This is a genomic window from Solibacillus sp. R5-41 (genome assembly GCF_002736105.1).
Lineage (GTDB): Bacteria > Bacillota > Bacilli > Bacillales_A > Planococcaceae > Solibacillus.
This window is the reverse complement of the sequence record NZ_CP024123.1, coordinates 2,182,031-2,197,678: the sequence shown is the minus strand read 5'-3', so window position 1 is coordinate 2,197,678 and position 15,648 is coordinate 2,182,031. Positions and strand designations below refer to the sequence as shown.

Sequence of the window (15,648 nt, the reverse complement as noted above, 5' to 3'; positions counted from 1 at the left end):
CGATGTTGTATCATCATTCCATTTTTGACCAATCAAATGACCTACAATTGCGATTTAATGAATTACTAAAAATGGCCACTACACTAAAGCAATGCTGTATGGAAGGTGAGCAAATGCTACCAGGCTTTACGAATTTGGTAGGGGACTGCTGGACCGCATTTATTTCACTTCAACCGCAATTAAACGATGCTACCGAGAAAAATGATGCTTTTCAATATCCGTTTATCGTCAGTTTATTAAAAAATGAGGAGTACAAGCGTTGGCATTGTTTAACAAAGGGGGATGAACTGCTCAGTGTCTTAACGGCAATCGGAGTGGCAGAGCAAATGAAAGCGTCATTCCATATTACACAAGCCGTGCAACAGCTAAAGGCAGCCGAGCAAATTAAAGAAATGACCCAAAATCAACTCCATCAACTGCGGAAAAGACGATTCGATACGACACTTTCGGACCAAATGAAGCAACAGCAGCAGCTACTTCGAAAAAGAATCGATGAGGCAACTAAAACAATTGAACAAGCCCATCATCAGCTACAACAACAAATCAGAAAGCTAGATGACGTGTCCATTAGCTCGCTCATTACAAGCAATAAAAGAAAAATTTGCCGCACGAAAAATGCCATAATTGCTGTAGGTACGATGGGTGGAAAAAAAATCGAGCGGTTGCCTTTATCAGATCAATTTGAATTAGTTGAACAAATCCGAGAACAAAAGAGCTTACTCCTCATTGCGGAAATGGTGGGTCGCTTCAAAAAAATAATTCAAAAAAAGCAAAAGATAAAGGAAAAACAGACGATGGCGAGGCAATACATTTCGACTGGTCAGGAAATTTCAAGATTATTGCCATCGGAGCTCTCAAGCTTTGTTTTACCACCGAGTAAGCTAGATTTTTTACGGCGGTACGGCGAACAACAAACGTTTATCTTTGATACGAAAGGGAAAGATAGAAAAGGAAGAGGACCTATCATTATTTGTATGGATGAAAGCAGCTCCATGACTTCGCTAAAGGAACAAAGCAAAGCCTTTTGTATTGCGTTACTCATGATTGCTCGGCAACAAAAAAGAGATTTTGCAATCATTCCATTTGCAAGTGCCGTAGGGGAGGTGCAACGATTTAAAAAAGGGCACGCGACATCCAAACAACTAGTGGATTTTAGTACTCGTTTTTTAGGTGGCGGCACGAACTTTGAAAGCCCTTTGCGAGAATCATTGAACATTTTATTAACAAGTGGGTTTAATAAGGCGGATATTTTATTTGTAACAGATGGCTCAAGCTTTTTACCAACGAGTTTTATTGATGAATTTAATGAAATCAAAAGGAAAAAGCAATTTGAATGCACGGCCGTTGTGTTAACGAATTTATTTAATGCTGTCGATTTAACGTTAGTTGGTAGGTTTTCGGATAGGATATTAGAGGTTAATGAGTTATTTGAAGCGGAAAATGCGTTTGTACTTTAGATTCGCCATTTTCTTTCTAGTAAAACAATCAATTGTCAAATACAATGTCAGTAGCAATTGTTTGAGGAGGAATTTTTTTTGTTAATAGATTATTCAACTTTACTAGAAGTTTTACCTGAGCAGCGAGCGCAGTTTGTTAAAGAACAGGATGTGCTTTTTGAAACGATCTTAATGAATGTCGGTCATATTGAATCTACTATTCGGGATCAGCAAAATTACCGATTATTTATTCAGTTACTTTCAGAAAATATAATACCAGCACCGATTATCCATCATTATGTAAACTATTTGAGCGCGGACAATGGCTTGCTATTTGAATTAAATGATACGGATACGTCAACGGTCATCCAGCGTTCGTTTTCCGCTTTATTTTTAACAGCCATTGTTAACGCGGATCGCCAACTTGGTATTTTAACGAAAGAGGAAGTAGAACAACTGACAACCGCCGCGATCGAGCTTTTTTCGAAAGAGCAGGATTTTCGCAGTTATATAGATGAAATGACAGGCTGGGCACATAGTATCGCCCACACAGCTGACCTCATTTGTGCTCTTATTTCGCATCCGTACTTCAATATTCGTTTCACATCACATATTTTACAAGCTATTCGTACAAACTTGTGGAAGGGCTATGTATTTCAAGATGATGAAGAGGAGAGGTTTGTGAAAATTGTTGAGGCGCTTATCGCGAAAGGGATCGAAGAAGCACTATTCATTGAATGGGTCGAGCAGTTATTTGACCGTTTGGAAATGGTTGCTTATGAGCAGGGCTATAATGCTTCTTGGTTCAAAGCAAGGACAAACATATTAAATATGATGAAAACGCTCTACTTTTTCTTGAAATTTTCGAATCATTCGGACAAGCTACGAGGGATCGTGTCGATCTTTATTCAGCGCTGGCTAAAACTAACATAACTTCGAAAAAAGTTATGAACAGAATAATGAGGAATCCGTTAATTGGTATTGTAGGAAACTTGTATTGTATGGGCGATTGATGCCCCCATAAGCGGAAAATCTATTTATTCTGAATGCCTCGCCATTCAATGAATAACGGAGTTGAATCCGCAAAAAAACATCTCTTTCAAAATTAATATTAAATCCAGAATGACTATGGGCTACAAAACAATTGTGAGACAGTTCATAAAAAATGACGTTATTGTAGAATAATTTAGAGTTTCCGATAGGTCATAATTAAAACTTATCGCAAAAGATAATAATAATGCAATTTACTTATGTAGGTAAATACGTTATCATAGGCGTTGGAGAAAAGAACTTATTAACCTTTTCGATTAAGAAAAACTAGGGGGAACATCAAATGGCACAAAACTTACACAACAGCCGCGCTTCATTTGAAGTAAACGGTAAGTCTTATAACTACTTCCGTTTAGCTGCTATTGAAGAAGCTGGTATCGCAAACGTATCACGCCTTCCTTACTCAATTAAAGTATTATTAGAATCAGTATTACGTCAATATGACGGTTATGTAATCAAAGAAGAGCACGTAAATGAATTAGCAAAATGGGGTAAAGATGCTAACACTGAAGCAGAAGTACCATTCAAACCATCTCGCGTAGTTTTACAAGACTTCACTGGTGTACCAGTAGTAGTTGACTTAGCTTCTTTACGTTCTGCAATGAAAGAAATGGGTGGCGACCCAGACAAAATTAACCCAGCAATCCCAGTTGACCTTGTAATTGACCACTCAGTACAAGTTGACAAATACGGTAACGCTGCTGCATTAAATGCAAACATGGACCTTGAGTTCGAGCGTAACGCTGAACGTTATAACTTCTTAAAATGGGCGCAAACTGCTTATGATAACTTCCGCGCTGTACCACCAGCAACTGGTATCGTACACCAAGTTAACTTAGAGTACTTAGCACCAATCGTACACGTTCAAGAAAATGCTGATGGCACTTTCGAAACATTCCCAGACTCAGTAGTAGGTACTGACTCACATACAACAATGATCAACGGTATCGGCGTTCTTGGATGGGGTGTTGGTGGTATCGAAGCTGAAGCTGGTATGCTTGGCCAACCATCTTACTTCCCAATCCCAGAAGTTATCGGGGTTAAATTAGTAGGCGAACTTCCTAACGGAACAACAGCTACTGACTTAGCATTAAAAGTTACTCAAGTATTACGTGCAAAAGGTGTAGTAAACAAATTCGTTGAGTTCTTCGGACCTGGCGTACCTGGTTTACCTCTTGCTGACCGTGCTACAATTTCAAACATGGCTCCAGAATATGGTGCTACTTGTGGTTTCTTCGCAGTTGACGAAGAATCATTAAACTACATGCGCTTAACTGGCCGTGACGAAGAGCACATTGCTGTAGTAGAAAACTACTTAAAATCAAATGACATGTTCTTTGATGCAGCTTTAGAGCCTGTATACACTGAAGTTTTAGAAATTAACCTTGCTGATATCGAAGCGAACCTTTCTGGTCCAAAACGTCCACAAGATTTAATTCCTTTAACTGACATGAAATCTGTTTACCGTTCATCTGTAGTAGCTCCTCAAGGAACTCAAGGTTTCGGTTTAACGGAAGCTGAATTCGACAAAAAATCTCCTGCTAACTTTGCAGAAGGTACTGTAGAAATTCCAGCTGGTGCTGTAGCAATCGCTGCAATCACTTCTTGTACAAATACATCTAACCCATACGTTCTTTTAGCAGCTGGTTTAGTAGCTAAAAAAGCAGTTGAGTTAGGAATCAAACCTGCGAAATGGGTTAAAACTTCTTTAGCACCAGGTTCAAAAGTAGTAACTGGTTACTTAGAAGATTCTGGCTTACAAGATTACTTTGATGCAATCGGCTTCAACACAGTTGGTTACGGTTGTACAACATGTATCGGTAACTCAGGTCCATTACTTCCTGAAATCGAAGAAGCGATTAAATCAAATGACTTATTCGTAACTTCAGTACTTTCTGGTAACCGTAACTTCGAAGGTCGTGTACACCCACTAGTAAAAGCTAACTTCTTAGCTTCACCACCACTAGTAGTTGCATACGCTTTAGCTGGTACTGTTGATATCGACTTACAAAAAGACGCTATCGCTGTAACTCCAGAAGGCAAAGAAGTATTCTTCGCTGATATCTGGCCAACTACAGAAGAAGTAAATGCTGTATTAAACAAAGTAGTTACTCGTGAATTATTCCAAAAAGAATATGAAACAGTATTCACTGCTAACGAAAAATGGAATGCAATCGAGACTTCAACTGAATCTCTTTACACATTCGATGAAAAATCAACTTACATTCAAAACCCACCATTCTTCACGGGTCTTTCTAAAGAGCCAGAAGCAATCAAAGGTCTTGAAGGTTTACGCGTAATGGCGAAGTTCGGTGATTCAATCACAACTGACCATATTTCTCCTGCAGGTGCAATCGGCAAAGATACACCAGCTGGTAAATATTTAATCGAAAATGGCGTTGCAATTCGCGACTTCAACTCTTACGGATCTCGTCGTGGTAACCACGAAGTAATGATGCGCGGTACATTCGCTAACATCCGTATCCGTAACCAAGTTGCTCCAGGTACAGAGGGTGGTTTCACTACTTACTGGCCAACAGGTGAAGTTGAATACATTTATGACGCTTGCATGAAGTACCAAGAAGCTGGCACTGGCTTAGTAGTATTAGCTGGTAACGACTACGGTATGGGTTCATCTCGTGACTGGGCTGCTAAAGGTACATTCTTATTAGGCGTTAAAACTGTAATCGCACAAAGCTATGAGCGTATTCACCGTTCTAACTTAGTAATGATGGGTGTTTTACCACTTCAATTCATGGCTGGCGACTCTGCTGATACTTTAGGATTAAAAGGTGACGAAACAATTTCAGTTAACTTAACTGATGATGTTAAACCACGTGATATCTTAACAGTAACTGCAACTTCTCCAGAAGGTAAAGTAACTCAATTCAAAGCGTTAGCTCGTTTTGACTCTGAAGTAGAAGTAGATTACTACCGTCACGGCGGTATCCTACAAATGGTATTACGTGCTAAAGCTGCACAATAATCCATTATATTTATGAAAAAAAGGTAAAGTCAAATTGACTTTACCTTTTTTTTATGTGAAGAAAAACCTAAATTTCGAATAATATTAAAATTTAATTAATTTCTTATAATACATATGGAATAGTTGGTTAAATTTAGATAAAATGGTAGAGTGGTATTATTATAGGATGGAAAAGGGGTATTTAAATGACGAAGAAACGTAAAAAATATACTGCCGCAGCTCTTACAGCGATGACAGCAGTAGTAGTAGGTGCTACTGGTGTAGTTGCAGAACAATCAATGTATTCAGATGTGAACGATTCTCACAAATACTCTGAAGCAATTCAAGAACTAACAACTGCAGGAATTGTAACGGGCTTTGAAGATGGAACATTTAAACCAGATGCGACAGTTACACGCGGACAAGCCGCAAAAATGATTGTAGGCGCTTTAAATTTAGACACAAAAAATGTAGTTGATCCAAAATTTAGCGATATCACACAATCGAATCACTATTACGGTGCTATCTCGGCATTAGTGTCGACAGGCTTTATCTCAGGCTATGAGGATAATACATTCCGCAGCTCAGAAAAAATTACACATGGTCAATTTGCAACGATTTTAACGAATGTTTCAGCTGTTTATCCAATTGATACACAAATGATTCTAAAAGCGGCAAATGTATCATTCAATCCAACAAATGAATTATCACGTGGTGAATTATCTAGCATTTTAGCAACTATTTTAGCAGGGGCAACAACACCAGAAACGCCTGAAGCATCAGAGAATTTCAAGCTTTCTGTTATGCATGTCAATGACACACATGCACGTGTTGAAAATTTCCCAAAATTAATGACGGCTGTTAATGATTTCCGTGCAACATCATCGGAATCACTTTTACTCCATTCAGGCGATGCATTTTCAGGGACATTGTATTTCTCTGAATTTAAAGGGCAAGCCGATATTCAGTATTTCAATGCACTTGGCTTCGATGCGATGACATTAGGGAACCATGAATTCGATTTAGGCTCTTCACCAGAAGGGCACAAAGCATTAGCTGATTTCGTAAAAGCAGCAAAATTCCCAATCCTTACAGCGAACGTTGATTTTACAAAAGATCCAATTTTCACAGGGCTATTTACGGATTTAAATTCAAGTGATCCAGAAAACGGTAAAATTTATTCGGGTATGGTGAAAGAAATTAACGGCGAAAAAGTCGGGATTTTCGGTTTAACGACTGAAGAAACAGAATCGGTTGCATCACCTGGGAAAGTAACGTTTGAAAATTACATTAAAGAAGCAGAAAAAGCGGTTAAAGCATTTGAAGGTATGGGCATTAATAAAATTATTGCGCTTACGCATATCGGTTTTGACGATTCAGCTGAAATTGATAATGATCAAATTTTAGCAAAATCAGTACCTGGTATTGATATTATCGTAGGTGGACATTCACATACGAAGTTAGAAAAACCATTTATCGTTGATACAAATACGGTAGGTGAAAAGAAAGATTCGACAATTATTGTCCAAGCAAGTGAGCAAGCGCAATTTTTAGGTACGTTAGATGTTGAATTTGACGAGCAAGGGGTTGTCGTGGGTCATAATGGTCAACTTATTGATGTAGCGAAATTAGCGGCAGATCCAAAAGGTACTGAAATGCTCGCTCAATATAAAGAAAAAGTAGATGTAATAGCAAGTAAAGAAATCGGGGTAACATTAAAGGAGCCTCTTTTAAATCCTCGTTTGAAGACAACAGGTGATACGGCAAGTGTTCGTAATAGTGAGACGGCTTTAGGTAATATTATTACAGACGGTATGTTAGCAAAAGCAAAATCATTTACGGGTAAAAATGTTGTAATGGCACTACAAAATGGTGGGGGGATTCGTTCGGATATTCCAGCTGGCAATGTAACATTAGGCCAAGCCATTACAGTATTACCATTCACAAACACATTAGCAGTAATGGACATTACAGGCGCGGATTTACTTGAGGCATTCGAATTTTCGGTTCGTAATGCACCAAAAGAAAATGGCGGTTTCCTACACATCGCGGGTGCACAGCTTGTATTTGATTCATCAAAAGAAGTAGGCTCACGTGTCGTGTCGTTGAAATACTATGACGAAAAAACAAAAGCGTATGTTGATATTAAAGCAGATGAAACGTATACAGTAGCGACAAATGCTTTCACAGCACGCGGTGGCGATGACTATGAAGTATTTAAGAAAATCTATGATGCAGGAAAAGTTCAAGATTTAGGCTTATCTGACTATGAAAACTTCGTGGAGCAATTAACTTCATTAAAAGAAGTGAAAACGACAACAGAAGGTCGCATTACGGATGTAGCTGCACCAGTAACTGAAACGAAATAAATTAAAAATCACCGAACGAGGGCAACCTGTTCGGTGGTATTTCTTTTGGAATGATTATAATTTGAATAATAATAAAAGGGCGAATCCAATTGAATGGGTTCGCCCTTTGTTTGCTTAAAATTCGATATATGCGACCATGCCTTCTTCATCATGAATGTCCAGCGTAATACGTGCTGACATCGAGTCACGACCAAGCTGTTCATCAATATAAAGACGGATAGCTGTAATAAAATTAACAGAGTTGTAGACGTCTAGTTGACCATTGTAAAATGCTTCAGCAGAATAGCCTGCAAGATCATCGTACATTAACTCTACTTCAATGTCTTGTGGTGCCACGTTTTTAAATTTAGCGTGAAAGTGGCATACCGAATTAATTAAATCTTGTTCAAGAAACGTTAGTTTTTCCAAGATTGTGCAACCTCTTTTTCTTTTTTACGCTTGATTAATTGATAAATCTTCACTAAGAAGAACACAACTGCCCCAATTGCAAGCATATTAATCATTAATCCTAAAATCGAACCAAGCATACCCATGCCACTAAATAGACTACCGAATAATAAACCAGCTAAACCACCAAGCATTAAGCCCTTCATTAAGCCGCCTGATGATTTTTTCGTTGTATCTTGTTTCGTTGTCGTGCTGTTATTTTGTTTTGCAGTTGTAGGACTTGTAGCGTCATCCTTTTTTTGGATGTTGGTGTTGTTATTTGTGTTTGAATTATTAAAACCCTTTTTTCCTGATTTGTACGATTTTGCCTCTACTGAATGTGCGTCATTAGCAAAAAATAATGTTGATCCTACACTTGAAAAGACAAGTGCAAATGCTAACAATACAGCTGATAATTTCTTCATGTTGTGCCCCCAATTTGTCGATTCATTTACTTTTTTAGTATACCAAAAAGAAACAAAGATAGAAAATAAAAAGTCTGAATATGATTCTTCACATGAGTGAAAGGGATATTGTTAGCAATAAATTGAGTTGAAATCCCATTAAAAGTTGGGAAGAACGAATAAATAGATTGGTAGGGATATGCCACCAATTCAATGAAAAAAATCCATAGAAAATAAAAAAATTGATTGTGTTTTTTTTTATAAAAATATATGATAAATAGTGAATTTAAACGCTATTCTGAAATTAAAACGAAAGTTTATCAGATTAGTGTACTTAATATGGGAGGGACAAAAATGGCTAAAATTCGTATTGGTATCGTTGGCTATGGTAATTTAGGTCGAGGTGTGGAAGCGGCAATTCGTCAAAATGATGATTTGGAATTGGCAGCAGTATTTACGCGCCGTGACCCATCAACAGTGAGCATTAAAACAGAAAATGTCCCTGTTTATTTAGTTGAGGATGCGGTAAATTATAAAGAACTAATTGATGTAATGATTTTATGTGGAGGTTCGGCAACGGACTTACCAGAACAAGTGCCGTATTTTGCACAATGGTTCAATACAATTGATAGTTTTGATACACATGCTAAAATTCCAGAATTTTTTGATAGCGTAAATGCGGTTGCAGAACAAAATGCCACTGTTTCAGTAATTTCAGTTGGCTGGGATCCAGGTTTATTCTCATTAAATCGATTACTTGGTGAAACGGTTTTACCAGAAGGCAATACGTATACTTTTTGGGGAGATGGCTTAAGTCAAGGGCATTCCGATGCAGTCCGTCGAATCGAAGGAGTAATTAACGCGGTACAATATACATTGCCGATCAAAGAAGCTGTTGATCGTGTACGAAACGGTGAAAATCCAGAATTATCAACACGTGAAAAGCATGCGCGTGAGTGTTTTGTAGTTGTAGAAGATGGAGCAGATAAGGCAAATATCGAACAAGAAATTAAAGAAATGCCAAACTATTTTTCTGACTATGATACAACAGTTAACTTTATTTCTGAAGAAGAATTACAACAAAATCATGCGGGTATGCCTCATGGAGGATTTGTCATTCGTTCAGGAGAGTCTGGCGAAGGAGATAAACAAATTTTCGAGTTCTCGTTAAAATTACAATCCAATCCTATGTTTACATCCAGTGTATTAGTAGCATATGCGCGCGCTGCACATAAATTAAGTGCAAAAGGGGAAAAGGGAGCGAAGACGGTATTCGATATTCCGTACGGGCTACTTTCACAAAAATCACCAGCAGAGTTACGTAAAGAGTTACTATAATCAATTAAGTAAACGACTTCGTGTTAAGCGGAGTCGTTTTTTCTCGTTTTTTCACACATAAAGTCTTTTCATCTCTTGAATTCAAACGTATGATAGAGAGGTCACTATTAGAAATATGAAAGGATGATCCATGTGCAAGATAAACGGTTTAAAGTAGCCAACAAGGAAGCATTAATAGGTGTTGGCCTTGTTGTTATAAATTTTGCAATTTGGTTTGGGTTTGCCTATGGACTTGGCTCTGGTGACCCACTTGAATATCGTTATGTGTTCGGCTTTCCAGCGTGGTTTTTTTATAGCTGTATGGCGGGCACCGTTTTCATGATTGTATGTATTTGGCTAGCCATGAAACTGTTCTTCAAAGACATTTCACTTGAAGAGGAGGATGAACAAAAATGATTCATTGGCAAGTTATTATTCCATTATTACTTTTTTTAGTCATTATATTTGGAATTGGCATATGGGCAAATAAACAAGTGCGCACGTCGAACTCCTTTATGCAAGAGTACTTTTTAGGTGGACGCGAAATGGGTGGCTTCATATTCGCGATGACAATGATGGCTACTTATGGGAGTGCTTCTAGCTTTATCGGGGGGCCAGGAGTTGCCTATAATACAGGGCTTGGTTGGGTGCTACTCGCAATGGCACAGCTTCCAGCAGGGTATTTTGCATTAATGGTACTTGGGAAAAAATTTGCGATTGTGTCGCGCCGTATTGAAGCGATTACCTTAATTGATTTTTTAAAGAAGCGTTATGACAGCAACATAATTATCATATTGTCAGCATTAAGTATTATTGTGTTCTTATTTGCCTCAATGACCGCGCAATGGGTTGGTGGCGCACGGTTAATTGAATCGTTAACGGGGCTGAATTATACGAGCGCGTTATTAATTTTTGCTGCTTCCGTACTAGTTTATGTAATTATCGGAGGATTTCGTGCTGTTGCGTTAACGGATGCAGTCCAAGGAACAATTATGATAATCGGGACAGTCATTTTACTCATCGGCACAGTCATTGCCGGGGGTGGTGTTGAAAATATTATGCAAAATCTCGTAGCAGAAAATCCTAAGTTAGTTTCACCATTTGGAGCAGAAGGGAATTTAACACCACTGTATGTTTCGACATTTTGGATATTAATTGGTCTCGGTGTCATTGGTTTACCGCAAATTGCCGTTCGCACCATGAGCTATAAAGATGCCAAAAGCCTACACCGCGCGATTTTAATAGGAACAATCGGGATTGGAACAATTATGTTTGGCATGCATTTAATTGGTGTGTTTGCTCGATCAGTAGTACCTGGCATTGAAATTGGTGATAAAGTTATGCCTATAGTAACGCTGGAAGTATTGCCACCTTTATTAGCTGGGATCGTATTAGCAGCTCCAATGGCGGCCATTATGTCGACAGTCAACGCATTACTTATTTTAGTGAGCTCCACGGTTGTGAAGGATATTTATTTAAACTTTATCAATCCAAAGGCGACAGAACAGCAAATTAAGAAAAGAAGCTACTGGGTAACGACTACTATTGGACTGGCCGTTGTCATTTTTGCACTGAATCCACCAGAATTTTTAATTTGGTTGAATTTATTTGCATTTGGCGGCTTAGAGTCGGCATTTTTATGGAGTGTTGTTTTCGGACTGTATTGGAAGAAGGCGAATAAATACGGGGCAATTAGTTCGATGATTGTCGGTTTAACGTTGTATATCGCCATTGATCGATTATCACCGCATGTATTCGGTATGCACACCGTTACGCTTCCGATTGTTGTGTCATTCTTTACATTTATACTCGTAAGTTTAACGACTCATAAAGTAAAAAAACTAGAAGAATTCCACTTTTAGTAATAGGTGTGGTATTGTAAAGAAAATGGATAAATTATACAATGGAGGGCAAGCATGACAAACGATTATGAAGCAAGTATACATTATAATGGAATCATTTTATTAACAGCTTATTTACAGCGCCAATTTGTTTATGAAACGGTGCAAGTGCGATTACATAATGCGAGTGATGACAAATTAAAAAAAGTAAAAGATTGTTTAGATCGTACGCACGCGATGTTAAAGCTCTTTGAAGAAACGAAAAGCTTACTAGAAGGTCAAACGAATAAATTAAAATCTTTTTCAGAGCAAGTGACGCTCATGATGCAGAACTATATTAAAGAGGAACCTTCCTTCACAGAGCGTTTAGCCGTTGTAGGTTCAACTTTATATGCCGAGCAAATGATGAATAATGGCATCATCCGATTAGGACAAGTGTTTCAGCAAAATGTAGGAAAAGATTTTACTGCGCGCACAAAGTTTTATGAGGACCGAACAAAGGTAATTGATATTATCGTTCATTTACTAGCGGACGGAAAAGAAGTAGAAGAAGCTATGATGCAGCAAATTGATAAATGGTACGAAGGTATTGCTGGGCAGAAAAATAATATTTTAGGTGATATGAAAAAAATCAATGAAATGTTGGACTACACGCATAGAGGCTAAAGTGACATTGAGTGGGGAAAACTTCACTCATTTGACTCAGGTGTAATTGCGTCCACATATTGTAATGAGCTTTTACTGCTGAATAAAGAAAAAGGACCACCCGTTGAATGGGGCGGTCCTTTCGATTATGCACGTTCGAAAAATACTTTGTCGATATTGTATTTAGATTTGAATTGGTTGATCGCATATGTTTCGTAAATTTCACGTTCCATTGGATCTTCAATTTCATAAACTTCGATTTTATGCACTTCATCACGGTGATTTTTCATTGGTGATACAGTATCCTCGAAGTGTTTTTTAATGCGTTGACGAATTTTACGTGCCTTACCGACAAATAAAAGTTCGTTTTGTTCATTGTAAAAGAAGAAAATTCCACCAGTATCACGCGTAATTTTGTGGAAATCAATAAAGCCGAAGTAAGGTGTAATTTCAACTTCACCTGGTTTAATAACTTGCTCACGTTGACGAATAACAAGGGTTGGTTTTGGCATTTCAATAGTAATCAAACAGTTCACGTCCCTAATATATTATAAAATTATATATTACATTAAATCGCATCATAATTCCATCATTTCGTTATAAAAAAGTGGAAATTCAGTTAAATTGTACGATTATTCATAGAAAGTTCGTTTTTGAAGTGAACAGTTCTGCATATTATACGACACAATTAATTGAACTTTATTTTTCATCTACTCGCCCCAAAACAAACAATATACACAACTAAATCACGATAAATTGATAAAACTACATTTTAAGATCAGAAATAGCAAGTATCTAGAACAGGGGCAACCTATGAAACGGCACATTGGGAATTATTAAATAACGGCTCACATACCACAATTTATTTATCGGATGTGGATACAAATCGTGAAGATGCTGGGTTATATATTTTAAAAAAAAATGCGAATTAGTTTATCTTTTCAAAGAGATTTTTCAAAAGGTTGAAATGTTATAGGGTAGTTTTAATGTTCATTATACTTGCCATAATCCAAGACTTTAATGAAAAACTAGAGAATAATAGGCGTTAAACGAAAGCTCCTTCAAGTAAGAGGACGTTCAATGCGATAAGGATTTCAAAAATAACTGGGCTTTTTACAAGCTAACTAAAATGATAAGGGGAGCATAGCAATGGAAACTTGGGATTTATATAATAAGCATCGTAATAAAATCGAGAAACAAATAACTCGTGGAGAACCCATGGCATCGAATGAGTTTCATTTAGTAGTGCACGTCTGTATATTTAATTCTAAAGGAGAAATGCTCATTCAGCAACGTCAGCCATTTAAACAAGGTTGGTCGAACCTTTGGGATATTACTTGTGGTGGAAGCGCTACTTCAGGGGATACAAGCCAGCAAGCAGCGTCGAGAGAGTTATTCGAGGAATTAGGTATTGATTTTAGCTTTGAAAATATGCGACCACAATTCACCATTAATTTTGAACGAGGTTTCGATGATTATTATTTAATTGAACAGGATATTGATTTAAATGAACTTACATTACAATTTGATGAAGTCCAAGCAGTAAAGTGGGCTTCAAAAGAGGAAATTTTTAAGTTAATCGAGCAAAAAGCGTTTATACCATATTATGAGAGCATTATTTCCTTTCTATTTGAAAGTCGACACCGTTACGGCTCAATTCGTCTTTAACTGAGTAGGGCGGTAGAATTCTACGGGAACAGCACTACGCCTGAGACTACAGGCATAGGTCGTGCCGACGGAAAGCGTCCGCCCGCAACGGAATATGTGGTCAGTCGCATATTTTAGTAAAGATCCAGTAGGAAACAAAAAGATCTTCGAAATAGCTAAACAAGTGAAAAAGTAATCAGAAAGGTAGGGATGACTTTGCTATTACATACAGAAATTTTGGGGGATGGGGAGCCCATTGTCTTTCTTCATACCGGTTTACAAACGGGATTAACTGATTTTGCCTATCAAAGTGATTATTTCAGACACCACTTTAAAGTAATTCTTCCGGATTTAAGAGGTCATGGTAAGTCTATTGAGAATGATATTTCGAACTTCTTTGAGGATTCTGCAATGGATTTAGAAGAAACACTAAATAAATTAGAGTTGAAATCTGTTCATCTAGTTGGTTGCTCATTAGGGGCTTTAGTGGGCTTATGCTTTGCTAAAAAATTCCCTCATAAAGTAAAAAGTTTAACTATTTCTGGGGTTTTATGTGAAAAGCCAGACAACTGGAACGAAATGCACAAGAAAGAAGTGGAATCTCAAGCACGATTATTACAAAATAAAGAGGCAGCAAATTACTTTGATAATATCCATAATACTGACTGGAGACAATTTTTACATAGGGCAAAAGATGAACATTGGTATCCATTTTACGTAACAAAGGATTTGGATGGAATTGGTGCACCTGTTTTGTTTATAGTTGGTGAAGGAAATACAGCTGAAACGAAGGGAGCTACGCTGTACCCATTATTAAAGAAGAATGTTCACGTATCAATTATTCCCTTCGCGTCGCATTTGGTGCATTGTGAGCAGCCAGAAATATATACAAAAATATTAGAAGTATTCTTTAATAAAATTGAGAACAAATAGTTTTATGAAACAACTAACGGTTAGGGGTCATTATGGAGGGGGAATAATGAATGGAGCATCTCATAATATTCTTTTGTTTTGCAATTACTCTACATAATATTGAGGAAGCAATTTGGCTTCCTCAATGGTCACAGAAGCCGTCAAAGTTTCAAATGGCCGTTACTCCGAGTGAATTTCATTTTGCAGTCATTATTATTACAATTTTGGCTTATTTATCTGCTTTTAGTTATTTATATTTTCCAGAATCAGATCTTGCAAAATGGATTTTTATTGGCTTTTTAGGTTCCATGGTTTTTAATGCCATTTTTCCACATCTTATTGCTACTATTTTATTGAAAACGTATGCTCCAGGGCTCCTTACAGGCTTATTGCTTAACATCCCAATAAACTCATTAATTATTTATGAATTGCTTGAAAATCATTTGATTATCTGGAAAGAGCTAATAATATCTACGGTAATCATAGGAATTATTTTATTATCTCTTATACCATTATTATTTAAAATGAGTAGAAAATTATGTCCGTATACATAGATCGATTAAGTATTATACAGTTTGAATAAGTAAATTCTTAATGCGGTTCTTGTTGATCTTAGTATCTTTTTGGTTATGCTTT

Annotated in this window: 14 protein-coding genes; 11 read left to right on the top strand and 3 right to left on the bottom strand. The window is 37.3% G+C overall.

All coding sequences use genetic code 11. The annotated features are described in order from the left end of the window. Window positions 1-2: 2 nt before the first annotated feature. The 4 genes from CSE16_RS10590 to CSE16_RS10575 all read left to right on the top strand — a co-directional run bounded on the left by CSE16_RS10590 (window position 3) and on the right by CSE16_RS10575 (window position 7,820). Entirely contained in the window at window positions 3-1,457 is a 1,455-nt protein-coding gene (locus CSE16_RS10590; RefSeq protein ID WP_099423868.1) for a VWA domain-containing protein, read from the top strand. A gap of 78 nt (window positions 1,458-1,535) precedes the next feature. Then, window positions 1,536-2,369: a DUF2785 domain-containing protein gene (locus tag CSE16_RS10585; protein ID WP_253896062.1), complete on the top strand. Its 834-nt coding sequence runs from the start codon at window positions 1,536-1,538 to the stop codon at window positions 2,367-2,369. Window positions 2,370-2,769: 400 nt separating this feature from the next. After that, window positions 2,770-5,472 (top strand): aconitate hydratase AcnA, encoded by a 2,703-nt coding sequence (gene acnA, locus CSE16_RS10580; RefSeq protein WP_099423867.1) that lies wholly within the window; start codon window positions 2,770-2,772, stop codon window positions 5,470-5,472. Between the two features lie 185 nt (window positions 5,473-5,657). Next, the gene (locus CSE16_RS10575; protein WP_099423866.1) at window positions 5,658-7,820 is read left to right on the top strand and encodes a 5'-nucleotidase C-terminal domain-containing protein; all 2,163 of its coding nucleotides are present in this window, start codon (window positions 5,658-5,660) and stop codon (window positions 7,818-7,820) included. Between the two features lie 114 nt (window positions 7,821-7,934). Here the strand turns inward: CSE16_RS10575 and CSE16_RS10570 are convergent, their stop codons facing one another. Further along, window positions 7,935-8,228 carry a YxcD family protein gene (locus CSE16_RS10570; RefSeq protein ID WP_099423865.1) on the bottom strand — a complete coding sequence of 98 codons (294 nt, stop codon included), beginning with the start codon at window positions 8,226-8,228 and terminating at the stop codon, window positions 7,935-7,937. Then, window positions 8,216-8,671 carry a large conductance mechanosensitive channel protein MscL gene (locus CSE16_RS10565; RefSeq protein WP_099423864.1) on the bottom strand — a complete coding sequence of 152 codons (456 nt, stop codon included), beginning with the start codon at window positions 8,669-8,671 and terminating at the stop codon, window positions 8,216-8,218. Before CSE16_RS10565 ends, CSE16_RS10570 begins: the two co-directional genes overlap by 13 nt. Window positions 8,672-9,004: 333 nt before the next feature. On the opposite strand from CSE16_RS10565, the gene CSE16_RS10560 reads away from it, so the two are divergent. The 4 genes from CSE16_RS10560 to CSE16_RS10545 all read left to right on the top strand — a co-directional run bounded on the left by CSE16_RS10560 (window position 9,005) and on the right by CSE16_RS10545 (window position 12,474). Then, window positions 9,005-9,988 (top strand): diaminopimelate dehydrogenase, encoded by a 984-nt coding sequence (locus tag CSE16_RS10560; protein ID WP_099423863.1) that lies wholly within the window; start codon window positions 9,005-9,007, stop codon window positions 9,986-9,988. A 123-nt stretch (window positions 9,989-10,111) separates the two neighbouring features. Next, window positions 10,112-10,384: a YhdT family protein gene (locus CSE16_RS10555; protein WP_172954378.1), complete on the top strand. Its 273-nt coding sequence runs from the start codon at window positions 10,112-10,114 to the stop codon at window positions 10,382-10,384. Further along, window positions 10,384-11,829, top strand: coding sequence for a sodium/pantothenate symporter (gene panF, locus CSE16_RS10550; RefSeq protein ID WP_172954433.1), 1,446 nt, complete (start codon window positions 10,384-10,386; stop codon window positions 11,827-11,829). The genes CSE16_RS10555 and panF overlap by 1 nt, the downstream gene beginning before the upstream one ends. Window positions 11,830-11,883: 54 nt before the next feature. Continuing rightward, window positions 11,884-12,474 (top strand): transcriptional regulator, encoded by a 591-nt coding sequence (locus tag CSE16_RS10545; RefSeq protein ID WP_099423860.1) that lies wholly within the window; start codon window positions 11,884-11,886, stop codon window positions 12,472-12,474. A 125-nt stretch (window positions 12,475-12,599) separates the two neighbouring features. On the opposite strand, the gene CSE16_RS10540 is transcribed toward CSE16_RS10545, so the two are convergent. Beyond that, a complete protein-coding gene (locus tag CSE16_RS10540; RefSeq protein ID WP_099423859.1) occupies window positions 12,600-12,980 on the bottom strand; it encodes a nucleotide excision repair endonuclease in 381 nt (126 codons plus the stop codon). A gap of 622 nt (window positions 12,981-13,602) precedes the next feature. On the opposite strand from CSE16_RS10540, the gene CSE16_RS10535 reads away from it, so the two are divergent. From CSE16_RS10535 to CSE16_RS10525, 3 genes are all read left to right on the top strand, one after another. Further along, on the top strand, window positions 13,603-14,121 hold the full coding sequence (locus CSE16_RS10535; protein WP_172954377.1) for an NUDIX hydrolase: 519 nt from the start codon (window positions 13,603-13,605) through the stop codon (window positions 14,119-14,121). 189 nt (window positions 14,122-14,310) lie between these two features. Next, complete coding sequence (locus CSE16_RS10530) at window positions 14,311-15,033, top strand: alpha/beta fold hydrolase (protein WP_253896061.1); 723 nt, start codon at window positions 14,311-14,313, stop codon at window positions 15,031-15,033. Between the two features lie 50 nt (window positions 15,034-15,083). Beyond that, window positions 15,084-15,566, top strand: a complete 483-nt coding sequence (locus tag CSE16_RS10525) for an HXXEE domain-containing protein (RefSeq protein WP_099423856.1) — start codon at window positions 15,084-15,086, stop codon at window positions 15,564-15,566. The last annotated feature ends 82 nt before the right edge of the window (window positions 15,567-15,648 follow it).